Genomic DNA, 20,601 nt, shown 5'->3' on the forward strand with positions numbered 1-20,601 from the left:
GGTGCGTTGGGCCGATAGGAGCTCCTCGCGTTGGCGGTTCTGTCAGGGCATCTGCCATCCTCGCATTTGCGATCCAAGGGTCGAGCCGGTTCGACGATCTGGGTTGCTTGCCAGATCAAACTCACATTCGGTCGTCGCACAAGGCGACTGCACCACGATTCCGCTTGCGGCGGGCAGGCTCGAGAGGACGAGGCCATTCTTCGTTGCGGCGTTTGAAGCCATGCAATCCATCGGTTCGTCCACCCGGATCTTCCGAGACTGATCGGGCCTCGGCAGATGGGTTATGGTTCTTTCGTTGCGCGCGGGCGGCGAAGCACGCCGCTTGGTGCGGTCCGGATCAGGCGGCGGGCTTCATCACGGCCCCCTCGATGGTCTCGCCCGCGGTGACATACTTCCACAAGGTCACGAGAAGCTTGCGCGCCAGCGCCACGATCGCGCGCTTGCGGCCTTGCGGGCTTCGCTCCTTGAACCAGCGCGTCAGGGCCGACTGCGGCTGGTGACGTATCCACAGCCAGGCGAGCTGGATCATTGTGGTCCGCAGCCTGGGATTGCCGGCCTTCGACACGCCCTGCTCGTGCCGGATGCCTCCGCTTTGCCACGGCGTCGCCGCAAGCCCCGCATAGGCGGCGACCTGGCGGCGGTTGGAGAACTGCCGGTAGAACGCCTCCGACCAGAGCACGGCCGCAAAGTTGGCGCCGAGCCCTTTCAAGGCCAGCAGCATCGCCACCGGATCCGGCGCGACCTTGTCTGCAGCGTTCTTGTCTGCAGGCTTCCGGGCTGCGGCCAGCAGAGCATCTCGCGCGGCCTCGACCGCCTTGATCTGTTCCAGAAGCAGTTCGACCCGATCGAGCTCGCGGCCGATCTGCGCCTTCAAATGCGAAGGCAGCTCCCGCCCGTCGCCCGTGCGCAAGGCCTCAAGCCGCGCCCGCCGATTGCGCCGCAGCGGCACGTAGTCGGATATCCCCTGCGCGAACAGAAGACCCTTGATCCGGTTCACATGCGTGATGCGCTCGGCGATCAGCGTCGCTCGTTCGCGACACAGCCTGCGCCGGTCCTCCTCTTCAGGCGAGGGCGCAACCACCATCGCACAGACCCGCGGCTCGCCGCGCTTGTAGGCCAGAAGCGCCCGCAACAGCGCCTCGCCATCGAGCCTGTCAGTCTTGGCCCGCCGCCGCCGTCGCGACGTCGCAATCGAGGCGGGATCGACCACGTGGCTCTCAATGCCGTTCTGTTGCAGAACACGGTGCAGCCAGAACCCGTCCAGCCCAGCTTCCTGGATCGTGATGATCGGATAGCTCTCGCGGGTCCTGGCCTCCGCCTTGCGCCTGAGTTCCGCAAACAGCTTCATCAGCTCAGCCGTATCGCCGGCCGTGACGCTGTGCCTGGACATCTTCTCGCCCGTACCAGGCGAAAGTGACGTAATCACCCACGTCGAACGGCTCAGTTCCAAAGACACAAAAATTGCGCCAAACTGCGTCCGGATAGCGGTCGGTCCGTCGGAAGGATGATCGAGCAACATCGTCGTCTCCAGGTTGAGGGGTTCAGCAACCTCAGTCTGGCCTCAGACCTGGTCGCTATCCACTCCCCATGGAATCTTCGCTCGCGCTCGCAATGACGATGTGGAGACAATGCGCGTCACCGCCCGTTCGTCCGCAGCAGCCTCTCCCCCTCGGCCGTCACCGCGATGATCAGCCCGAGACCGGGCAGCGTCTCGCGCGCGACGTAGCCGCGATCGGCGGCGTCCTCCCAGATGGTGAGGCGCGGGCACGAGGTCTTCCAGGTCGAGATCACCTCGGCATAGGCGCGCGGTTCGCGTGCGACCCATTCGACGAAATCCAGCACCAGCGGATCGGCCATTTCGCTCATTGCAAGCCTCCCTTGTCGAAGGCGGCCAGCACCGGCGTGCGAACCAGCAGCCAGCTTCCATAGGCGATGTAGTAGCAGGCGATGGTGGTGATCAGGCGCGTTGCCCAGACGCGGTATTGCCGGTCGCTCATGGCCTCCAGCAGCCGCCGCGCAAGGCTGGTGCCGAGCATCGAGGCCGCGATCGCGATCCCGGCCAGCACCGGATCGAGCGAGGCAGCCTGGTCGATGATGCCGCCGAAATAGAGCAGCTTTGCGAAATGGCTCGCGACCTGGCAGGTCGCTTTCGTCGCCACGATCTCGCGCCGGCCGAATTGTCCACCGAGGAAAAACGTGTCCATCAGCGGTCCGGAAACGCCCGTCATCAGCATCAAGCCCATGCAGATCGAGCCGTAGAACGTGCCCTGCCAGATGCTGTCGGGATTCGGCTTGATGCCCGCCGGCATCATCCGCGCCATGAACGGTGTGACGCCGAGCATCAACAGCGCGACCGGCTTGTCCGGCACGTAGCGGGTGATCGACCACAGTGCCAGCGCCAGCGCGCAACCGATCAGATAGACGAACACCGGCCGCCAGCGAATGTGCGCCCGCCACAGCAAGGCGCGCCAGCCGTTCGAGGCCATCTGCGTGATCGCATGCAGCACCATCGCGGTCGGCAGCGGCATCAGGGCCAGCAGTACCCCGATCAGGATCAGCCCGCCCGCCATGCCGAACAGCCCCGACAGGAACGCGGTGCCGACCATCAGCAATCCAAGGGCAGCGATCATGATGGGCGTCACGAGGGACTCCTGTGGTGGCGCGGCGCAAGTCAGGGACGCAGACTGTTCGTCTCCCTCGCCCCGCTTGCGGGGAGAGGGTGGGGTGAGGGGGAGTCTCCGCGAGGGAGGTGGCAGTTGGATTCGCGGAGAGTTCCCCTCACCCGCCACGCTTCGCGCGTCGGCCTCTCCCCGCAGGCGGGGAGAGGCGAAGAGCACCGCCTCCGGCTCAGCAAATCAACTTGGAATTGCGCCCATCCTTGTGGCCCGCTTGCCCTCCTCGCGCAAACTGAGTTATCTTGGCCTGGCATCAGCTTTCCTGAGGGTCTACGCAATTGCGCCGGCTGCTCTTTCTCAACGGCATCAAGGCGTTCGAGGCGGCGGCGCGGACCGGCAGCTTTGCCGCGGCGGGCGTCGAGCTGAACGTGTCGGCGGCCGCCGTCAGCCGCATGGTGCATCTGCTGGAAGAACGGCTCGGCGTCGCCCTGTTCGAGCGCAAGGCCAACCGCCTGGTGCTGACGCAGGCCGGGCGCGCCTATCAGAGCGGGCTGACGCCGATCTTCGATGCGCTGGCAAGCCTCACCGCGCAGGTGACGGCGCCCTCGGGCGTGCGCGTGCTCACCATCGGCGTCGGCCACACTTTTGCGATGCGCTGGCTGATCCCGCGGCTGTCGGAGTTTCGCAGCGAGGAGCCCGACATCGAAGTGCGCTTCACCACCGGCGGCGCGACGGTGCCGTTCGGCGAGGACTGGAGCTGCGGCATCAAGCTCGGCACCGGCGACTGGCCCGGGCTGGTCGCCGAGCCCTTGTTTGCCGGCGACCTCACGCCGGTCTGCGTGCCCCGCCTCGCGGCCAGCCTGAAGCGGCCGACGGACCTGAAGGGACCAAGCCTGATCCGGGTCGCGCATTCACCCGAGGACTGGCCGATCTGGCTCAAGGCCGCCGGCGTCGCGCGGATCAATGCGCGCGGGCCGGAGTTCCAGTTCTACGGGCAGGCGCTCCAGGCCGCCGCCGACGGGCTCGGCATCGCCATGGGCATCCGGCCGTATATCGACGACGATCTCGCCGCCGGCCGGCTGGTCGCGCCGTTCGATCTCTCGGTGCCCAAGGGCATGCGCTGGTACCTGCTCTATCGCAGCTTTCAGACCGAGCAGCGCGACTTTGCCGCGTTCCGGCGCTGGATCATGCGCGCCGCCTCCGAGCCTGCGGCTCGGCCCGTGAGGCGGATCGGCCGCGCCACCACGCGGAACTGAGGTCTCAACCGGTCCTTAAAGCATGATCCGGAAAAGTGCGAAGCGGTTTTCCGAAAAGATCATGCTCCAAACAACAACAACAACCTGAAGCGCGATGATGATTCATCCTCGTCTCATCGCGCTTTAGGCAAAAAAGCCCGGCCGCTTGTGAACGGCTTCACATACGCAAATCCGCAACCGTGGTCCCCTGCCCCTCCAACAAGACACTCGCAAGACATTTGGGGACACCAATGACGACCATCTACGACGGCTTTGACATCGAATCCTTCGAAGCTGGCAAGGGGCTGTGGCACGCCCGCATCCGGCGCGCCGATTTCAGCCCGGTTGCGATCGACGGCGTGCTGTTTCCGGCGATGGAAGTCGGCTTCGCCTGGCCCGATCCCGACGCCGCGATCGCCGATGCCAAGCACCACATCGACCGCTTCCGCCGGCGGGCTGACGACAGCGACGATAACTGGATTGCCGAAATGGACCGCAGGGACAGCGCGGCGTAAAAGGGGGAACCGGTCATGTCAGTCATCGAAATCGAAGACGCACCGCGGCCGAGGATTTACGCCCGCAACGTGCTGTCGAACTGCCCGGAATGCGACGGCGATCTCACGGTGCTCCGCGTGATCGGCGGCCGCGCCGGATGCGAGTACTGGACCATGCGCTGCACCGATTGCGGCGGGATCCATCTCGACATTCTCGAGCCGCGCATGGCGGCCGAGGACGACGAGGGACCGCTGCCGGCGGCCTAAGAGCAAATCTGCTGCTGCCCTGCTGCCAACCTGCTGTCAGCAGCCTGAACCGGGACGGGCATTCGCCCTTTTCTGAGAGGCGGACTCGTCCCATATTCGGGGCATGGCGAAGAAACCTGCTCCCCCCGCAAAATCCCCCAAATCCAAGGCGCCGAACTCCAAAGCACATCGGCCCGACGTGCAGCCGATCGGACCGGCGCTGGCCGAGTTGCTCAATCCCGCGATCAATCGCGGCGATGCCGGGCTCGGCTCGGGCACCGGCCTCCAGCCGCCGCCGGACAATTCGCGCGACCGCCGTTCCGGGGGCGAAGCCGCCGCGCATCGCGCGCGCGCCTCGACGCCGAAGGATTTTGGGCAGGATACGCGGCCAATTGCAGGCGACGCGACCCGTGGCTCACCCCCCTCCCCGGCGGGGGGAGGGAGCGGAGAGAGCGCCGGATTGGAGGAGGCGCCGCAGGCCAATTACGGAACTGCCGCCACGATACCGACGCTCGATCCGGAACTCGCCCGCCAGCTTGGGCTGCCGACTGAAGAGGACGACGCCGAGGCGCTTGCCCGTCCGCCGCGCAGCAAGATGGAGGCGCTCGGCGTCAAGGCCACCGCGGATGCGCTGGAGTCGCTGATCCGCGAGGGCCGGCCGGAGTTCCGCAGGGACGACGGTTCGGTTCAGGTGTGGACGCCGCACCGGCCGCCGCGCCCGGAAAAGTCCGAAGGCGGCGTGCGCTTCGAGATCAAGTCGGAATACTATCCGCGCGGCGACCAGCCGACCGCGATCGCCGAGCTGGTCGAGGGCATTCAGCGCAACGACCGCTCGCAGGTGCTGCTCGGCGTCACCGGCTCGGGCAAGACCTACACCATGGCCAAGGTGATCGAGGCGACGCAGCGCCCCGCCATCATCCTGGCGCCGAACAAGACGCTGGCAGCCCAGCTCTATGGCGAGTTCAAGAGCTTCTTCCCCGACAATGCGGTCGAATACTTCGTCTCGTACTACGACTATTACCAGCCGGAAGCCTACGTCCCGCGCACCGACACCTATATCGAGAAAGATTCTTCCATCAACGAGCAGATCGACCGCATGCGCCACTCGGCGACGCGCGCGCTGCTCGAACGCGACGACGTCATCATTGTCGCCTCCGTCTCCTGCATCTACGGTATCGGCTCGGTCGAGACCTACACCGCGATGACGTTTGCGCTGAAGAAGGGCGAGCGCATCGACCAGCGCCAGCTCATCGCCGACCTCGTCGCGCTGCAATACAAGCGCACCCAGGCCGATTTCACCCGCGGTACGTTCCGCGTGCGCGGCGACGTCATCGACATTTTTCCGGCGCACTATGAGGACCGCGCCTGGCGCGTGAATTTGTTCGGCGACACCGTCGAGAATATCGAGGAGTTCGATCCGCTCACCGGCCACAAGCAGGACGAGCTCGAATTCATCAAGATCTACGCCAACTCGCACTATGTGACGCCGCGACCGACGCTGGTGCAGGCGATCAAGTCGATCAAGTCTGAGTTGAAGCAGCGGCTCGACCAGCTGCACGACCAGGGCCGCCTCTTAGAGGCGCAGCGGCTGGAGCAGCGGACCACCTTCGACCTCGAGATGATGGAGGCGACGGGAAGCTGCGCCGGCATCGAGAACTATTCGCGCTATCTCACCGGGCGCCGCCCCGGCGAGCCGCCGCCGACGCTGTTCGAATACGTCCCCGACAACGCGCTGGTGTTCGCCGACGAAAGCCACGTCACGGTGCCGCAGATCGGCGGCATGTTCCGCGGCGATTTTCGGCGCAAGGCGACGCTCGCCGAATACGGCTTCCGCCTGCCCTCCTGCATGGATAACCGCCCGCTGCGCTTCGAGGAATGGGACATGATGCGGCCGCAGACGGTCGCGGTCTCCGCCACGCCCAGCGCCTGGGAGCTGAACGAAAGCGGCGGCGTGTTCGTCGAGCAGGTGATCCGCCCCACCGGCCTGATCGATCCGCCCGTCAATATCCGCCCCGCCCGCACCCAGGTCGACGATCTCGTCGGCGAGGTCCGTGCCACAGCCCAAGCCGGCTATCGCTCGCTGGTCACCGTGCTGACGAAACGCATGGCGGAGGACCTCACCGAATATCTGCACGAGCAGGGCATTCGCGTCCGCTACATGCACAGCGATATCGACACCATCGAGCGCATCGAGATCATCCGCGATCTTCGCCTCGGCGCGTTCGACGCGCTGGTCGGCATCAATCTGTTGCGCGAGGGTCTCGACATTCCCGAATGCGCGCTGGTCGCAATTCTCGATGCCGACAAGGAAGGCTTTCTGCGCAGCGAGACCTCGCTGATCCAGACCATCGGCCGCGCCGCGCGTAACGTCGACGGCAAGGTGATCCTTTATGCCGACCAGATGACAGGGTCGATGGAGCGCGCGATCGCGGAAACCAACCGGCGCCGCGAAAAACAGGTCGAGTACAACACCGCCAACGGCATCACGCCGGAGAGCGTGAAGAAGTCGATCGGCGACATCCTCAACTCCGTCTACGAGCGCGACCACGTGCTGGTCGAGGTCGGCGGTCACGACATGACCGACGACGTCATCTCCATCGGCCACAACTTTGAGGCCGTGCTCGGCGATCTCGAAACTCGCATGCGCGAGGCCGCAGCCGATCTGAACTTCGAGGAAGCCGCGCGCCTGCGTGACGAAGTCAAGCGCCTGCGCGCGACCGAGCTCGCAGTGGTCGACGACCCCACCGTCAAGCAGCGCACCGTGCAGGGCAAGGCCGGCGCCTATGCCGGCACGAAGAAATACGGCGACGCCGCCAATTTGCCTGTCAGCGCGATGAAGAAAAAGACCGTGGGCTCCGCGCTGAAGGCCAGCGGCGGAAGCGGCGGCTCAAAGGTCCACAAGCCGCATCTCGACGAGATGCACGGCCCGGAATCGCTGCCCTACCGCGCCAACGCGCCGCTGCCGTCAAAGCCGTTCGGCGGCGAGAGCCGGATCATCCAGCCGACGGATTCGCGGCAGTCAGGCCCGGAGTTCGGGCCGGCGCCGAAGTCGACGGGCGGGATGCCCGGCAAACGGGGCGGGTGGAAGAAGAGGTAGGGCGCTCGCTTGAGGACGGCGGATCGCCACAGTCCCTCACCCCACGCTCGCCGTGACCACCGCCATCACCGACAGCAGCAGTACGATCGTCACGAGCTGGAGCGAGGCGACCGGCTGGGTGCGCCATTCGGTGATCTTGTCGGAGAGCGACAGGTGGGCCTCGAAGAATTTTGGCTCGTAGACGGTCTTGAAGAAACCGGGGAAGCTCGGGCCCAGCGCCACCGCGGCCAGCGCGTGGGCGAGCGAGGCGACGGCGACGAAGATGGCGACGCCGGGGTCGCCGACGAGGTCGTGATTGCCGAACAGTTTTAGCAGCATCGCAGCAGTGGCGAAGGTCGGGAAGCTCTGGAGGGTCGCGGTCAGCGCAAGGCCTTCGAGCGCGTTGTGCAGGCGGGACTTTCTTGCGGCGGCGATGACGGCCATGGCACGTTTCCCTGATGACATGCGGATGAAGTTAGCTGCGATGGGGGAGGCGTGATGTGAGATGCGTCACGCGGTCCGTCGGCTCGCCCTTCGCCTCTCCCCGCTTGCGGGGAGAGGCCGGAATCTAAGCGCAGCTTGGATTCCGGGTGAGGGGGAGCCTCCGCGAGTCCGACTGTCACTGCCCCGGGAAGCCCCTCACCCCAACCCTCTCCCCGCAAGCGGGGCGAGGGAGCGGACCGCCGATGCGGCGCTGCTTGCGCTTTACAGCTTGCCCTGCCCGTTCGTCTGGCGCGGCGGCGCTGTGTGAATTCGTGCAGGCACGCGCTCGCTCAACCCGCAATTGCAGCCATGAACCTGGCATTGCGCTCGCGCGTCATATCGTCTGCAACATCTCTGTGGTTTTGCGGATTGCCGGCGCGCAAAACCGCGCGTTAGCTTTGCGCAAACGCCACACGGCCAATGAGGACGGGCGGAATGACGGTCGAGAAGCTCAATCGCCAGCGCGTGCTGCATCTGCTCGACGCCATCACGCGCAGCGATCTCGAGGCCGCGCTGTCGTGCTGCACCGACGACGTCGACTTCCTCACCCACGCGCCGATCGACGTGCTGCCGCACATGGGCCCGCGCCACGGCAAGGCCGAGCTGCGCGAGCTCTGGCGCACGGTACAGGCGCGCTACTCCGAGACCCGCTACCAGGTGCCGCAGATCGTCGCCGAAGGCGACGTGGTCGCCGCCTATCTGCGCGTATTCTTCAAGAAGCGCAGCAATGACCGCATCATTCAGGTCGACATGGCCGTGTTCTACAGCTTCCGCAACGGCCAGGTCGCGCAGATCCGCGAGATCATCGATTCCTACGATCTGGTGCAACAGGTGCTGGAGCGCGAGATCGGGCCGCTGATCGTGGGCGAGCGGGTGGACGGACGCTGAGCCGGTCCGGGCGGCCGACCGGTAAAATACGGGGTTCTATTGTAAATCTCACAAAGCGCGCTCAATTCTGCATTGCAAAAACGTGATTTGCGTTTTCGCCGAAATCCCGTATTTGTTCGCACACAAATGAGTTGAGCAACCCCGCCGCGCCACCTGTGCATGGGGTTGATTTTCGTTTTTTTGCAAGCCAGTTTCAGGACGCCCCAAAATGACAGAGCACAGCCTCTGGCGTTTCTCGCGCGCGTTGCACCGCGCGATCAACGACCGGCATTTCGAGGATGTCGAGGCCTTGATCGACGAGGACGTCGACTGGGCGCTCTACGGCCCGATCGACATGTTTCCGTTCCTCGGCGCGCGCCAGGGCAAGGTGGCGGTGCTCGACGTCATCCGCCAGCTCGCCGACAACTTCCAGGTTCGCCGCTTCGACCGCGAGAGCATCATGCTCGGCGTCGATTCCGCCTCCTCGATGCTGCGCTATTCGCTCACCGCGCTGGATTCCGACAAGCCGATCTCGCTGCGGGTGGCGCAGTTCGCCCAGTTCAGGGCGGGCCGGCTCATCAACATGCGCGTGCTGATCGACACGTTTGATCTGGTCGAGCAGGCACTCGGCCGCGCCATTCATCTGCCGAAGATGACCGGCGTGGGCTGAGGGAGACACCAACGGGCCCCGCTTGTCGGGACCGATAGATTGAGGCTCTCGCGATGCGTCCTGGCCTCCAGCCCCGCCGGATGCCGTCGTGGAGAAGCTCGTCATCGGGCGCGCGCCTTCCGCGCGGCCCGTTGGTTCGTCATTCGAAATGAGGCCAGCGCCACAATTTCGCAACGATAGTTCCGCATCCTGGGCGTGAACTGGGCTCGCGGGCAGGACGATGGAATTCTCGACAGGTTTTGGCTGGACCAGGCTGCCGTTGCTGGCGGCCGCGTTCATTTTCGGCTCGGTGCTGACGGCGTCGGCGCAGATCATCCCGCCCATTGCGGCGGCGCCGGACGAGGACGCCGACGCGGCGGAGACGGCCGACGTCAACGACCCCGACGTGCTCAAAGGCATCGAGGTCGACAAGCTCGACTGGGGCCAGCTCGCCATCGACGCCGGCACGCTCAACGAAATCATCGCCGCCAAGAAGCGCGCGCAGGCCGCCGCCAATAGCGGGATGAACTGGTCGTCGAACGCCAACGCCAACGGCTCCTCGGCCGTGAAGGTGAAGCAATCGGTGTTCTCGTTCTGGGACACGCGGATCGGCGCCGACATGACGGTGACGAGCGAGCCGCGGACGATGTCCGAACTCCTGGCTCAGAAGGCCAGCAATGGCGGCAGCGTGCCGCAATCCTCCGGCAGCGCCTGGGCGGCCGCGACCGCGCCGGGCGCAGGCTCGATCTGGGACAAAACCGCGGTGGAAGCCCGGGTCGATCCCGGCGCCGAGCAGAGCAAGATCGGCGCTTCGCTGACCAAATCGGTGCCGCTGTCGAACGATTATTCGCTGACGCTCCAGAACGGCTACAGCGTCAACCAGCAGGGCACCACCGCGCTACCCGGCGTCGGCGGGCACATCACGCGCAACTACGAGACCGACCAGTCCGCCAAGGTCACCATCACCGACACCGGCACCAGCATCACCGCGGGCCAGACGCTGTCGACCACCGACGACAAATGGCTGCGCAAGTTCGGCGCCGAGCAGAAGCTGTTCGACAACGTCACCGTCTCCGGCTCCGTCGGCGAGACGTCGCAAGGCGCGATCAACAAGAGCCTCAGCGCAGGCTTCAAGAAGAGCTGGTGAAGTCTCTTCACCTCGCCCGCGCGACACGATTCAGAAACCTTGTAGTGAAACGCCACGGCAAAGCCCCCGAATGGTCCGCCCTTGCCGCATCTCGGCCCATTTGCGGTCAAAATCCGAAGCCCTGATGGTCCCGCAACGTCGTCGTGCGGGGGACACTCGCTGATGCGAACAGGGGAACAACGATGAACGCAACTCGTCCGGAAAAGATTGAATCAACTGAGACCGAAACCGTCGACAACAATCTCGCCGCGGTGACGGAAGTCGAAGCCGGCATCCGCGATTTCGTCCGCAACGATATCGCCTATCTGCGCCGTCCGGCGGCGGGGAGCACCGAGACGCCGCTCGATCCGAGCGCGGACGCCACCGTCACCAACGTCAACTCGCTGATCCAGCGCGTCGCCGGCACCTCGCTCGCCGAGATCGAGAATCTGATCTCCGAGCTCGAAAGCCTGCGCGACCTGCTCCACGCCGAAGGCCAGCGCGTCCAGCGCGAGATCTCCGGCTACGCCCAGCTCAGCCAGGCCGCGATGAAGTCGACCCGCATGATCTCCGACAACGTCGCCCAGTGGAAGCGCGCCGCCGACGGCCTGCGCAACAGCTGATCGGACACATCAGGCATCACCAGCCGCCGCGTTCCCGAACAGGGGGCGCGGCGGTTTTGAGTCTGAGGATCTCTTCTCCCTCGCCCCGTTCTTACGGGGAGAGGGTTGGGGTGAGGGGCAGCTTCCGCAAATTCGGCGATAGATGGCTCTCGCGGGAGAGTCCCCCTCACCCGGATTGCATCTTCGATGCAATCCGACCTCTCCCCGCAAGCGGGGCGAGGTGAAGAACCCCACTTTGAACTTTCCGCGCCCCCGCGCCGACCAATGCCCAGCGCCCGTCGGTGTTACGGCTGGGCCCGGGGACATTTCATATGGAAAGCATTCGGCCCGACAACACGGACCCTATACCGCTGCGACCTGCGCCGAACCAGTTCGGCACGATCATGCTGCGCTTCGTTGGACTATTGGCTGTCGCGATTGCAGTGCTGGCTTTGGTCTATAGCCGCTGAGCGGAGGCCGGACGCCGGCCCCAAAGAGTTAACGAACTCTTACCGGCTCGCGTCGATCGTCGAGGCTTCCAGGGTGTAGCCGCCATCCGCATAGCCCTTCACCACCATGCCGGCGACCAGCATCACGGCCAGCGTCGCGGTAGCGAAGATAAATCCGACCAGCTTGAGTGCGCCGCGGTCTGCCATGGTCCTCGTCCCCTGTACTCTGCCCAGTTCGTTCAAATAGACAGCGACAGGTTCATATTTGGTTAGCATCTCGATGGTTCCGCCAACTGCTTCGCGGGCCGGCCATCTCGGGAGGGCTTATGGCAGCCGCCCGGAATCGCGTCCATAGCGCGCGAGCAACACTCGCGCGCTCATTTCGGCTGTTCATCTTGGAACTAGTCTAATCGCCCTTCTCGCGCATCGGCACGAAGGCACTGGCGGTGATGGAATAGACCTGCTCGCCGCGCTGATTGGTGCCGGTGGTGCGGGCCGTCAAAATCCCCCAGCCGGGACGTGAACCGGAGGCGCGCTTGTCGACGACCTCGTTGACGTAGCTGACGGTGTCGCCGGCGAGCACCGGCTTGATCCAGCGCAGGTCGCGAAAGCCCGGCGACGGCCCCCATACCGCAACCTCCTCGCCGCGCGCGGTGGCCTCTTTCATCAGGCGCTGGCCGTCCGCGACGAGAAGACTCATGCAGGCTGAGCCCACATGCCAGCCCGACGCAGCGAGCCCGCCGAACAGCGAATTCCTGCCTTCCTCCTCGTCGAGGTGAAAGCGCTGCGGATCGAATTTTGCGGCGAACGTCTTGATGGATTCCGCGGTGAACGTGTAGGCGCCGATCTCGCGGCGATGGCCGATCTCGATCTCCTCGAAGAACCGCATCAGACCGCCCCCTCGCGCCGCTCGATCAGGATCGGCGAGGTCATCTCGCACAGCGCCTCGCCTTTGGCGTTTCGCACGGTGCATTTGAACTTGACGATGCCGAGCTCGGGCCGGCTCTTGGACGTACGCGCCTCCACGACGTCGACCTCGAGCGTGAGATCGTCGCCGGGCCTCAATGGAGAAAGCCAGCGCACCTCGTCGACGCCGGGCGAGCCCAGCGAGGCGGCGCGGGTGATGAAGCCGTCGGCCATCATCCGCATCATCAGCGAGCAGAGGTGCCAGCCCGAGCCGGACAGGCCGCGCAGCATGCTCTTGGCCGCGGCCGTCTCGTCCAGGTGCATCGGTTGCGGATCGAACTCGGCGGCAAAGGCCAGGATCTCGTCGCGGGTGACATGGCGCGGGCCGAACGTTCCGAACCGGCCGGTGGGAAAATCTTCGAAGGTCAGGGTCATCTTGGGAAAGCTTTGCGGGAATGACAGATTGTGGCCGCACTTTGCGGCAATCTCAACCCGCCGGCCCGCATGGCTCGTGCTACATTCGACGAGTCGGGCCAGACCCGCCTTGAGTCAAATTGACACGGCGGCGGCGCGATTTGCCCGGGGGAGAGAGATGTTTTCATTCAGCGATCTGTTTCAATGGGACCGCTTCATCACGCCGACGATCATCAAGACCTTCTACTGGCTGGTGATCGCGGTGATCTGTCTGTTCGGACTTTCCGGAATCTTTGCCGGTCTCACCGCGATGGCGATCAGCCCGTTCGGCGGCTTCCTGGTGGTGCTGGAGTCCATCGCCGGCGTCGTCGTCGGCATCATATTCTCACGCATCGCCGCGGAATTAATCCTGATCGTCTTCCGCATCAACGAGCATCTCGGCGCGATCAGGGATCAGGGCGGCGGGTTGCGCTAATTCGTCATTCCGAGGCGCCTCGAAGAGGCGAGCCCGGAATGACGAATTCAGCTGCTTACGTATTAAACCGGAAATGCATCACGTCGCCGTCGGCGACGACGTATTCCTTGCCTTCGAGCCGCAGCTTGCCGGCGTCGCGGGCGCCGGCTTCACCGTTCAACGCGATGTAGTCGTCATACGCAATGGTCTCGGCGCGGATGAAGCCTTTCTCGAAATCGGTGTGGATCACGCCGGCCGCCCCCGGGGCCTTGGTGCCGCGGTGAATGGTCCAGGCACGCGCCTCCTTCGGTCCCACCGTGAAATAGGTGATGAGGTCGAGCAGGGTGTAGCCGGCGCGGATCAGACGATCGAGACCGGCCTCTTCGAGGCCCAGCGTCTCCAGGAAGTCGACACGCTCCTCGCGCGAGAGCGTCGCGATCTCGGATTCGATTTTTGCCGAGATGGCGACGGCAACGGCGCCTTCCTTGGCGGCCTGTTCTTCCACCGCCTTGGAGAAGGCGTTGCCGGTGGCGGCGGAGCCTTCCTCCACGTTGCAGACGTAAAGCACCGGTTTTGACGACAGCAGGCCGAGCATCGAGAAGGCGCGCTCTTCATCGGCCTTGCGCTCGACGAGGCGCGCGGGCTGGCCGTCGCGGAGCAGCACCAGGGTGCGGTTGACGAGGTCGAGCTGCTCCTTGGCGTCCTTGTCGTTGCCCTTGGCCTTCTTGCCGAGATTGTCGACGCGCTTCTCGAGGCTGTCGAGGTCCGCGAGCATCAGCTCGGTCTCGATGGTCTCGATGTCGGCGACCGGCGCGATCTTGCCCTCGACATGGGTGATGTCGGAATCTTCAAAGCAGCGCACGACATGCGCGATGGCGTCGACCTCGCGGATGTTGGCGAGGAATTGGTTGCCGAGGCCTTCGCCCTTGGAGGCGCCGCGGACGAGGCCGGCGATGTCGACGAAGGTCAGCCGGGTCGGAATGATCTGCGCCGATTTGGAGATCGTCGACAGCTTATCCAGCCGCGGATCGGGCACGGCGACCTCGCCGACATTCGGCTCGATGGTGCAGAACGGATAGTTCGCCGCCTGCGCCGCGGCCGTCTCGGTCAGCGCATTGAACAAGGTCGACTTGCCGACATTGGGCAACCCGACAATCCCGCATTTGAATCCCATCGTGTCTTCCAGTCCTCGCGCCGTGGGCGCGTGCGTTCGTTGAGGGTCGTCATGCCCGGCCTTGTGCCGGGCATCCACGTCCTTCGCTCCGCGGAGAAGAAGGCGTGGATGGCCGGGTCAAGCCCGGCCATGACGGAGAGAGATCAGCCCGACTTCTCTCCGTTGTCGTCCTTGGTCAAAAAACCCTTCGCCTGCATGGCAAGATGCACCCTGTTGGCGAAGGTCGCATCCGTCCCCTTGGCGAGCAGCGCGGCGTGCTCCGCCACCGCGTCGCAGAGCGTCGCCACCCATTCGTTGTCGGCCTTGGCGAAGTCCGACAGCACATGGCCGTGCACCAATTCCTTGACGCCGGGATGACCGATGCCGAGCCGCACCCGGCGGTACTCGTTGCCGATATGCGCGGAGATCGAGCGCAGGCCGTTATGTCCGGCGATGCCGCCGCCGATCTTCACCCGAACCTTGCCCGCCGGCAGCTCGAGCTCGTCGTGGAACACGGTGACGTCACCCGGCGCGATCTTGAAGAAGCCTGCCGCCTCCTGAACGCTGCGGCCCGAGTCGTTCATGTAGGTCATGGGCTTGAGCAGGATCACGCGCTCGCTGCCGAGCGTGCCTTCCGAGGTCTCGCCCTGAAAGCGACGGCGCCATGGCGCAAAACCATGACGCCGCGCAATCTCGTCGGCGGCCATGAAGCCGATATTGTGCCGGTTACGTGCGTATTTCGCGCCGGGATTGCCGAGCCCAACAAACAGTCGCATGACGCGGCGCGCCCCTCGCTCGGCGCGCGATCAAAGATCGCGCGCCAGCCTTGAGAGATTACTTCTTCTTGTCGCCGCCGGCGGGAGCCTTGGCGGCCGCTGCCGGAGCAGCAGCACCCGCAGCCGGCGCAGCCGCGCCAGCCGCCGGAGCAGCCGCAGCACCCGGAGCCGCACCACCGGCCGCAGCCGCAGCCGCCGCCTTCTGCTCTTCGGCGTAGCCGGACGGCGGCACGATGGTGACGAGGGTCGCGTCCTCGCGGGTCAGTGCCTTGACGCCGGCCGGCAGCTTGATGTCGGCCAGATGCAGCGAGTGACCGATTTCGAGCGAGCCGACATCGGCCTCGATGTACTGCGGGATGCTCTCGACGCCGCATTCGAGCTCGATCGCATGGGCAACGATGTTGACGGCGCCGCCGCGCTTCACGCCGGGCGAGCCTTCCGCCTTCACGACGTGGAGCGGCACGCTGATGCGGATGGTGGCGCCTTCGCCGAGCCGCATGAAGTCGACATGGATCGGGAAGTCCTTGACCGGATCGAGGTGGAAGTCGCGCGGAATCACGCGGTGCTTCTTGCCTTCGAGGTCGATGTCGACCAGCGTGGTCAGGAAGCGGCCGGCGAGGATGCGCTGGCGCAGTTCGCGATCATCAACCGAGATCGCGAGCGGGGGCTGCTTGTTGCCATAGATCACTCCGGGCACTTTCCCGGCGCGACGCTCTGCCCGGGCGGCCCCCTTGCCGCTCTTCGGACGTGCGGTCGCCTTCAATTCCTTGACGGTCGCCATAACGTTAAGTCCTTGTTTTTGCAAAAGTTAATGGGCCGCAAGGCGGCCCATGGTGCCGTTCACAGCAAGCCTCCAGGGGTGCGGGGGCCGCGAACGTGGCGGGCTTTTACCCGGAAGATGCGGAAATGACAAGGAGAATGGGCTGCCGGCGATGACCGGATCCCGCCGTCATTCCGGGGCGGTCGCGACAGCGACCGAACCCCAATGCGCAATTGCGCATTGTGGAACCTCGAGATTCCGGGTTCGCGACTTGGTCGCGCCGCGGAATGACGCCAGGCAAAACCTACCCGCCCAGCTTGGCCTCCAGCGCCGCGATGCGCGCTTTCAGCGCCTCGTTCTCCTCACGCGCCAGCCGCGCCATGTCCTTGACCGCCTCGAACTCCTCGCGCTTGACCAGGTCCATGTCGCGCAGGAATTTTTCCGCCTGGGTGCGCATCACGGTGTCGAACTCGCGCTTGACGCCCTGGGCGGCACCGGCGGCGTCGTTCATCAGGCGGCCGATCTCGTCGAAAAACCGGTTGCTGGTCTGGGTCATGGCGGCCTCCGATAAACTTTGCGCGAACTCTCCGAAACACAATGGCAATCCGAACAGGCCGGTTCAAGAGCCGATCGGCGGTATCCTTGTCATGCCTCGGTTTCCTTGCAATCGTATTCAACGTCCCTGCATAACAAGAATCACAAGACGGAACGCAAGTCATGATCGACCAGCAGATCGCGATCCCCACCAAGGACGGCCACACCGCAACCTTCATCAGCCATCCCGAGCGCGGCGGGCCGTTCCCGGTGATCCTGTTCTACATGGACGCGCCGGCGATCCGCGAGGAGCTGCGCGACATGGCGCGCCGGCTCGCGACATCGGGCTACTATGTGATGCTGCCGAACCTGTATTACCGCTCCGGCGTGATGGAGCTCGGAGCGCTGCCGGCCGATCCGAACGCGCCGGAGCGCAAGCGCATGTTCCAGCTAATGGGCTCGCTCAGCATTCCCATGATCATGGAAGACAGCAGGGCGCTGCTCACCTATGCCGAGGGCCAGACGGCCGCGAACACCAAGCTGATCGGCACCGTCGGCTACTGCATGAGCGGCCGTTACGCCGTCAATGCCGCCACGCATTTCCCCGATCGCGTCAAGGCCGCCGCCTCGATCTATGGCACGCAGCTTGCGACCGACCAGGACGACAGCCCGCATCTCGTCGCGGCTAAGACCAAGGCCGAGCTCTATTTCGCCTGCGCCGAGACCGACATCTATGCGCCCGCTGAGATCATCGAGAAGGTCAAGCAGGGCGTGAGCGGCGCCAAGAACGGCGCCAAGGCCGAGGTCGAGATCTATCCCGGCACTCATCACGGCTTCGCCTTTCCCAAGCGTCCGGTCTATGACCGCGACGCCGCCGAGCGGCATTGGGAGCGCCTGCTCGCGCTCTATCGCCGCAATCTCGTTTAACCTTTCGAAGGCGCGATGCCCTTTCTGCTCATCGACTTTCCCGCCTTCAAGCCGATCGCGCTCGAGATCGGGCCGTTCGCCATTCGCTGGTACGCGCTCGCCTATATCGGCGGCATCGTGTTCGGCTGGATCTATGCGCGCTCGCTTCTGAAGAGCGAGCGCTTGTGGGGCCGGCCCGCGCCGATCTCGCTGCTCCAGATCGACGATTTCGTGCTCTGGGTCACGCTCGGCATCATCCTGGGCGGCCGCACCGGCTACGTGCTGTTCTACAACCTGCCCTTCTTCGTCGAGCACCCCGCCGCGATCTTCCGATTGTGGGAAGGCGGGATGTCGTTCCATGGCGGCTTCATCGGCTGCGTCATTGCGGCGATCTGGTTTGCCAGCCGCAACAACATCCCGATCCTGTCGCTCGGCGACGTCGCCACCGCCGTTGGTCCGATCGGGCTGTTCCTCGGGAGGATCGCCAATTTCATCAATGGCGAATTGTGGGGCCGCGCTACCGATCCGGAGCTGCCCTGGGCGATGATCTTCCCCAATGATCCCACGCAGCTGCCGCGCCATCCGAGCCAGCTCTATGAAGCCGGCATGGAGGGCATCCTGCTGTTCACGGTGCTGGCGGTGATGATCCGCTGCGGCGCCCTGAAGCGGCCGGGCCTGGTCCTCGGCGCCTTCATCCTGATCTACGGCCTGACCCGGATCGCCGGCGAGCAATTTCGCGAGCCCGATGGCCAGCTCGGCTTCCTCTGGGGCGGATTAACCATGGGCATGCTGCTGTCGATCCCGATGCTTATTGTCGGCGGCATACTTGTTGTATTGGCATTACGGCGCGGTGCGCCGAGGCCCGCTGAGGCCGTCCGTTAATTCCTTTTGGGAAAGCAGGCCGTGACCGACTCGCCGCTGTTGAACGAGATCAAGGCGCTGATCAAATCCTCGGGCCCCATGCCGGTCTGGCGGTACATGGAGCTGTGCCTGATGCATCCGCGCTACGGCTATTACGTCTCGCGCGATCCGCTCGGGCGCGAGGGCGACTTCACCACCTCGCCCGAGGTCAGCCAGATGTTCGGCGAGCTCCTCGGCCTGTGGACCGCTTCGGTGTGGAAGCACATGGGCTCGCCGCAGTTCCTGCGGCTGATCGAGCTCGGCCCCGGCCGCGGCACCATGATGGCGGATGCGCTGCGCGCATTGCGCGTGCTGCCGCCGCTGTACCAGGCGCTTCATATCCACTTGGTCGAGGTCAACCCGGTGCTGCGCGAGCGGCAGAATGCGACGCTGTCGGGCGTGCGCAACATCGCCTGGCACGACAGCATCGACGAGGTGCCCGAAGGCCCCTGCATCATCCTCGCCAACGAATATTTCGACGTGCTGCCGATCCATCAGATGGTGAGATACGAGAACGGCTGGCACGAGCGCGTGATCGAGCTCGATGGCAACGGCAGGCTTCAGTTCGGCGCGGCGGCCGAGCCGACGCCGCGCTTCGACGTGCTGCTGCCGCCGCTGGTACGCGCGGCGCCCGTCGGCGCCGTGTTCGAATGGCGGCCCGACGCCGAGATCATGAAGCTCGCCACGCGCGTGCGCGACCAGGACGGCGCGGCGCTGATCATCGACTACGGCCATTTGCGCAGCGATGCCGGCGACACCTTCCAGGCGATCGCGCGCCACACCTTCGCCGATCCCCTGAAGGCGCCGGGCCAGGCCGATGTCACCGCCCATGTCGACTTCCAGGCTCTGGCGCGCGCGGCCGAGGATGTCGGCGCCCGCGTGCACGGTCCGGTCACGCAGGGCGACTTCCTCAAGCGCATCGGCATCGACACCCGCGCAGCCGCCCTGATGCAAAAGGCGGCGCCGGACGTCGCCACCGACATTTCGGTGGCGCTGAGGCGCCTGACCGATGCGGGGCGCAGCGGCATGGGCTCGATGTTCAAGGTGCTCGGTATCTCCGAGCCGCGGCTGACCAGAATCGCGGGCCTCAGCGACCTCGAACAGGCTGGAGGGGCCTCATGATCCTCGCATCGTCGCTGTTGTCAGCGGTGCCCGGCTTGCGTCATTCCTTCTTCACCCGTGAAGGCGGCGTCTCCAATGGCATCTATTCAGCGCTGAACGGCGGGCTCGGCTCCAACGACGATCCGGCCCATGTCGCGGAAAACCGCCGCCGCATGGCCGAGCATGTCGGCGTCGCACCGGAACGCTTCCTCAGCCTGTACCAGATCCACTCGCCCGACGTCCTGGTCGCCGAAGCCCCGTGGCCAAGCGGGCCGCGGCCGAAGGGCGATGCGTTGGTCACCAGAACGCCCGGCATCGCGCTCGGCGTCTCCACCGCCGATTGCGGCCCGGTGCTGTTCGTCGACCCCGACGCGCGCGTCATCGGCGGCGCGCATGCCGGCTGGAAGGGTGCCCTGACCGGCGTGCTGGAGCAGACGATATCGGCGATGGAGAAGCTCGGCGCTTCGCGCAGCGGCATCATCGCGGCGATCGGTCCTTTGATCCGCCAGGACAGCTATGAGGTCGGCAACGAATTCGTGGCGCGCTTCATCGAGGCGGACGCGGACAATGCGGTTTTCTTCATCCCGTCGGTGCGCGAAGGCCACGCGATGTTCGATCTCGCAGGCTTCATCCGGATGCGGCTGGAGGCCGCCGGCATCCTGATGATCGACGATCTCGGCCTCGACACCTATTCCGACGAACGTTTCTTCAGCTACCGCCGCTCGGTGCATCGCAAGGAGCCGGATTACGGCCGCCACATCCACGCGATCGCGCTGGAGGGGTGAACACAAGAGCAACACGTCGTCATTCCGGGTTGGCGCCAAGGGGCGCGCCCCGGAATGACGGTGATCTATG

General features: G+C 65.1%; 25 protein-coding genes. 14 read left to right on the forward strand and 11 right to left on the reverse strand.

Features of this window, described 5'->3' with window-relative positions:
* Positions 1 to 337 precede the first annotated feature (337 nt).
* The 3 genes from IVB18_RS43670 to IVB18_RS43680 all read right to left on the reverse strand — a co-directional run bounded on the left by IVB18_RS43670 (position 338) and on the right by IVB18_RS43680 (position 2,642).
* Positions 338 to 1,519: an IS110 family transposase gene (locus tag IVB18_RS43670; protein ID WP_247983422.1), complete on the reverse strand. Its 1,182-nt coding sequence runs from the start codon at positions 1,517 to 1,519 to the stop codon at positions 338 to 340.
* 116 nt (positions 1,520 to 1,635) lie between these two features.
* A complete protein-coding gene (locus tag IVB18_RS43675) occupies positions 1,636 to 1,866 on the reverse strand; it encodes a hypothetical protein (RefSeq protein WP_247986253.1) in 231 nt (76 codons plus the stop codon).
* Positions 1,863 to 2,642: a sulfite exporter TauE/SafE family protein gene (locus tag IVB18_RS43680; RefSeq protein WP_247986254.1), complete on the reverse strand. Its 780-nt coding sequence runs from the start codon at positions 2,640 to 2,642 to the stop codon at positions 1,863 to 1,865. The genes IVB18_RS43675 and IVB18_RS43680 overlap by 4 nt, the downstream gene beginning before the upstream one ends.
* A gap of 311 nt (positions 2,643 to 2,953) precedes the next feature.
* On the opposite strand from IVB18_RS43680, the gene IVB18_RS43685 reads away from it, so the two are divergent.
* The 4 genes from IVB18_RS43685 to uvrB all read left to right on the forward strand — a co-directional run bounded on the left by IVB18_RS43685 (position 2,954) and on the right by uvrB (position 7,687).
* Complete coding sequence (locus tag IVB18_RS43685) at positions 2,954 to 3,871, forward strand: LysR substrate-binding domain-containing protein (RefSeq protein WP_247986255.1); 918 nt, start codon at positions 2,954 to 2,956, stop codon at positions 3,869 to 3,871.
* Between the two features lie 230 nt (positions 3,872 to 4,101).
* Positions 4,102 to 4,365, forward strand: a complete 264-nt coding sequence (locus tag IVB18_RS43690; protein WP_247986256.1) for a hypothetical protein — start codon at positions 4,102 to 4,104, stop codon at positions 4,363 to 4,365.
* Positions 4,366 to 4,380: 15 nt separating this feature from the next.
* On the forward strand, positions 4,381 to 4,611 hold the full coding sequence (locus tag IVB18_RS43695; protein ID WP_247986257.1) for a hypothetical protein: 231 nt from the start codon (positions 4,381 to 4,383) through the stop codon (positions 4,609 to 4,611).
* A 103-nt stretch (positions 4,612 to 4,714) separates the two neighbouring features.
* A complete protein-coding gene (uvrB, locus tag IVB18_RS43700) occupies positions 4,715 to 7,687 on the forward strand; it encodes an excinuclease ABC subunit UvrB (RefSeq protein WP_247986258.1) in 2,973 nt (990 codons plus the stop codon).
* 36 nt (positions 7,688 to 7,723) lie between these two features.
* On the opposite strand, the gene IVB18_RS43705 is transcribed toward uvrB, so the two are convergent.
* A complete protein-coding gene (locus IVB18_RS43705; protein ID WP_247986259.1) occupies positions 7,724 to 8,110 on the reverse strand; it encodes a hypothetical protein in 387 nt (128 codons plus the stop codon).
* Positions 8,111 to 8,584: 474 nt separating this feature from the next.
* Here IVB18_RS43705 and IVB18_RS43710 point away from each other — a divergent pair, with 474 nt between their 5' ends.
* The 5 genes from IVB18_RS43710 (at position 8,585) to IVB18_RS43730 (ending at position 11,863) form a co-directional block, all read left to right on the forward strand.
* Positions 8,585 to 9,037, forward strand: a complete 453-nt coding sequence (locus tag IVB18_RS43710) for a nuclear transport factor 2 family protein (RefSeq protein ID WP_247986260.1) — start codon at positions 8,585 to 8,587, stop codon at positions 9,035 to 9,037.
* Between the two features lie 208 nt (positions 9,038 to 9,245).
* Positions 9,246 to 9,686, forward strand: a complete 441-nt coding sequence (locus IVB18_RS43715) for a nuclear transport factor 2 family protein (RefSeq protein ID WP_247986261.1) — start codon at positions 9,246 to 9,248, stop codon at positions 9,684 to 9,686.
* Between the two features lie 220 nt (positions 9,687 to 9,906).
* On the forward strand, positions 9,907 to 10,812 hold the full coding sequence (locus IVB18_RS43720) for a hypothetical protein (RefSeq protein WP_247986262.1): 906 nt from the start codon (positions 9,907 to 9,909) through the stop codon (positions 10,810 to 10,812).
* Positions 10,813 to 10,994: 182 nt separating this feature from the next.
* Positions 10,995 to 11,414, forward strand: coding sequence for a hypothetical protein (locus tag IVB18_RS43725; protein ID WP_247986263.1), 420 nt, complete (start codon positions 10,995 to 10,997; stop codon positions 11,412 to 11,414).
* Between the two features lie 311 nt (positions 11,415 to 11,725).
* Positions 11,726 to 11,863: a hypothetical protein gene (locus IVB18_RS43730; protein ID WP_247986264.1), complete on the forward strand. Its 138-nt coding sequence runs from the start codon at positions 11,726 to 11,728 to the stop codon at positions 11,861 to 11,863.
* A gap of 39 nt (positions 11,864 to 11,902) precedes the next feature.
* On the opposite strand, the gene IVB18_RS43735 is transcribed toward IVB18_RS43730, so the two are convergent.
* The 3 genes from IVB18_RS43735 to IVB18_RS43745 form a co-directional block, all read right to left on the reverse strand.
* Positions 11,903 to 12,049 carry a hypothetical protein gene (locus tag IVB18_RS43735; protein WP_045003736.1) on the reverse strand — a complete coding sequence of 49 codons (147 nt, stop codon included), beginning with the start codon at positions 12,047 to 12,049 and terminating at the stop codon, positions 11,903 to 11,905.
* 199 nt (positions 12,050 to 12,248) lie between these two features.
* A complete protein-coding gene (locus IVB18_RS43740) occupies positions 12,249 to 12,731 on the reverse strand; it encodes a MaoC family dehydratase (protein WP_247986265.1) in 483 nt (160 codons plus the stop codon).
* Positions 12,731 to 13,183, reverse strand: coding sequence for a MaoC family dehydratase (locus IVB18_RS43745; protein WP_247986266.1), 453 nt, complete (start codon positions 13,181 to 13,183; stop codon positions 12,731 to 12,733). The genes IVB18_RS43740 and IVB18_RS43745 overlap by 1 nt, the downstream gene beginning before the upstream one ends.
* A gap of 157 nt (positions 13,184 to 13,340) precedes the next feature.
* Here IVB18_RS43745 and IVB18_RS43750 point away from each other — a divergent pair, with 157 nt between their 5' ends.
* On the forward strand, positions 13,341 to 13,637 hold the full coding sequence (locus IVB18_RS43750) for a DUF4282 domain-containing protein (RefSeq protein WP_247986267.1): 297 nt from the start codon (positions 13,341 to 13,343) through the stop codon (positions 13,635 to 13,637).
* 55 nt (positions 13,638 to 13,692) lie between these two features.
* Here IVB18_RS43750 and ychF read toward each other — a convergent pair whose 3' ends face one another.
* The 4 genes from ychF to IVB18_RS43770 all read right to left on the reverse strand — a co-directional run bounded on the left by ychF (position 13,693) and on the right by IVB18_RS43770 (position 16,861).
* Complete coding sequence (gene ychF / locus IVB18_RS43755; protein ID WP_247986268.1) at positions 13,693 to 14,790, reverse strand: redox-regulated ATPase YchF; 1,098 nt, start codon at positions 14,788 to 14,790, stop codon at positions 13,693 to 13,695.
* Between the two features lie 143 nt (positions 14,791 to 14,933).
* Positions 14,934 to 15,545 (reverse strand): aminoacyl-tRNA hydrolase, encoded by a 612-nt coding sequence (gene pth / locus IVB18_RS43760; RefSeq protein WP_247986269.1) that lies wholly within the window; start codon positions 15,543 to 15,545, stop codon positions 14,934 to 14,936.
* 58 nt (positions 15,546 to 15,603) lie between these two features.
* Entirely contained in the window at positions 15,604 to 16,326 is a 723-nt protein-coding gene (locus IVB18_RS43765; RefSeq protein WP_247986270.1) for a 50S ribosomal protein L25/general stress protein Ctc, read from the reverse strand.
* Positions 16,327 to 16,609: 283 nt separating this feature from the next.
* Complete coding sequence (locus IVB18_RS43770) at positions 16,610 to 16,861, reverse strand: accessory factor UbiK family protein (RefSeq protein WP_018648337.1); 252 nt, start codon at positions 16,859 to 16,861, stop codon at positions 16,610 to 16,612.
* Positions 16,862 to 17,022: 161 nt separating this feature from the next.
* Here IVB18_RS43770 and IVB18_RS43775 point away from each other — a divergent pair, with 161 nt between their 5' ends.
* The 4 genes from IVB18_RS43775 to pgeF are packed head-to-tail and all read left to right on the forward strand — an operon-like array spanning position 17,023 to position 20,531.
* The gene (locus tag IVB18_RS43775; protein WP_247986271.1) at positions 17,023 to 17,766 is read left to right on the forward strand and encodes a dienelactone hydrolase family protein; all 744 of its coding nucleotides are present in this window, start codon (positions 17,023 to 17,025) and stop codon (positions 17,764 to 17,766) included.
* Positions 17,767 to 17,781: 15 nt separating this feature from the next.
* Positions 17,782 to 18,627 (forward strand): prolipoprotein diacylglyceryl transferase, encoded by an 846-nt coding sequence (gene lgt, locus IVB18_RS43780; RefSeq protein ID WP_247986272.1) that lies wholly within the window; start codon positions 17,782 to 17,784, stop codon positions 18,625 to 18,627.
* Positions 18,628 to 18,648: 21 nt separating this feature from the next.
* Complete coding sequence (locus tag IVB18_RS43785) at positions 18,649 to 19,767, forward strand: SAM-dependent methyltransferase (protein ID WP_247986273.1); 1,119 nt, start codon at positions 18,649 to 18,651, stop codon at positions 19,765 to 19,767.
* The gene (gene pgeF / locus IVB18_RS43790; protein WP_247986274.1) at positions 19,764 to 20,531 is read left to right on the forward strand and encodes a peptidoglycan editing factor PgeF; all 768 of its coding nucleotides are present in this window, start codon (positions 19,764 to 19,766) and stop codon (positions 20,529 to 20,531) included. Before IVB18_RS43785 ends, pgeF begins: the two co-directional genes overlap by 4 nt.
* The last annotated feature ends 70 nt before the right edge of the window (positions 20,532 to 20,601 follow it).

The sequence above is a fragment of the Bradyrhizobium sp. 186 genome (assembly GCF_023101685.1).
Taxonomy (GTDB): Bacteria; Pseudomonadota; Alphaproteobacteria; order Rhizobiales; family Xanthobacteraceae; genus Bradyrhizobium.

Excerpts from the sequence above, each read along its gene's own strand:
- IVB18_RS43670 (WP_247983422.1), bottom strand. The coding sequence starts at position 1,519 with ATGTTGCTCGATCATCCTTCCGACGGACCGACCGCTATCCGGACGCAG.
- IVB18_RS43675 (WP_247986253.1), bottom strand. The coding sequence starts at position 1,866 with ATGAGCGAAATGGCCGATCCGCTGGTGCTGGATTTCGTCGAATGGGTC.
- IVB18_RS43690 (WP_247986256.1), top strand. The coding sequence starts at position 4,102 with ATGACGACCATCTACGACGGCTTTGACATCGAATCCTTCGAAGCTGGC.
- IVB18_RS43695 (WP_247986257.1), top strand. The coding sequence starts at position 4,381 with ATGTCAGTCATCGAAATCGAAGACGCACCGCGGCCGAGGATTTACGCC.
- uvrB (WP_247986258.1), top strand. The coding sequence starts at position 4,715 with ATGGCGAAGAAACCTGCTCCCCCCGCAAAATCCCCCAAATCCAAGGCG.
- IVB18_RS43705 (WP_247986259.1), bottom strand. The coding sequence starts at position 8,110 with ATGGCCGTCATCGCCGCCGCAAGAAAGTCCCGCCTGCACAACGCGCTC.
- IVB18_RS43710 (WP_247986260.1), top strand. The coding sequence starts at position 8,585 with ATGACGGTCGAGAAGCTCAATCGCCAGCGCGTGCTGCATCTGCTCGAC.
- IVB18_RS43715 (WP_247986261.1), top strand. The coding sequence starts at position 9,246 with ATGACAGAGCACAGCCTCTGGCGTTTCTCGCGCGCGTTGCACCGCGCG.
- IVB18_RS43720 (WP_247986262.1), top strand. The coding sequence starts at position 9,907 with ATGGAATTCTCGACAGGTTTTGGCTGGACCAGGCTGCCGTTGCTGGCG.
- IVB18_RS43725 (WP_247986263.1), top strand. The coding sequence starts at position 10,995 with ATGAACGCAACTCGTCCGGAAAAGATTGAATCAACTGAGACCGAAACC.
- IVB18_RS43730 (WP_247986264.1), top strand. The coding sequence starts at position 11,726 with ATGGAAAGCATTCGGCCCGACAACACGGACCCTATACCGCTGCGACCT.
- IVB18_RS43735 (WP_045003736.1), bottom strand. The coding sequence starts at position 12,049 with ATGGCAGACCGCGGCGCACTCAAGCTGGTCGGATTTATCTTCGCTACC.
- IVB18_RS43740 (WP_247986265.1), bottom strand. The coding sequence starts at position 12,731 with ATGCGGTTCTTCGAGGAGATCGAGATCGGCCATCGCCGCGAGATCGGC.
- IVB18_RS43745 (WP_247986266.1), bottom strand. The coding sequence starts at position 13,183 with ATGACCCTGACCTTCGAAGATTTTCCCACCGGCCGGTTCGGAACGTTC.
- IVB18_RS43750 (WP_247986267.1), top strand. The coding sequence starts at position 13,341 with ATGTTTTCATTCAGCGATCTGTTTCAATGGGACCGCTTCATCACGCCG.
- ychF (WP_247986268.1), bottom strand. The coding sequence starts at position 14,790 with ATGGGATTCAAATGCGGGATTGTCGGGTTGCCCAATGTCGGCAAGTCG.
- pth (WP_247986269.1), bottom strand. The coding sequence starts at position 15,545 with ATGCGACTGTTTGTTGGGCTCGGCAATCCCGGCGCGAAATACGCACGT.
- IVB18_RS43765 (WP_247986270.1), bottom strand. The coding sequence starts at position 16,326 with ATGGCGACCGTCAAGGAATTGAAGGCGACCGCACGTCCGAAGAGCGGC.
- IVB18_RS43770 (WP_018648337.1), bottom strand. The coding sequence starts at position 16,861 with ATGACCCAGACCAGCAACCGGTTTTTCGACGAGATCGGCCGCCTGATG.
- IVB18_RS43775 (WP_247986271.1), top strand. The coding sequence starts at position 17,023 with ATGATCGACCAGCAGATCGCGATCCCCACCAAGGACGGCCACACCGCA.
- lgt (WP_247986272.1), top strand. The coding sequence starts at position 17,782 with ATGCCCTTTCTGCTCATCGACTTTCCCGCCTTCAAGCCGATCGCGCTC.
- pgeF (WP_247986274.1), top strand. The coding sequence starts at position 19,764 with ATGATCCTCGCATCGTCGCTGTTGTCAGCGGTGCCCGGCTTGCGTCAT.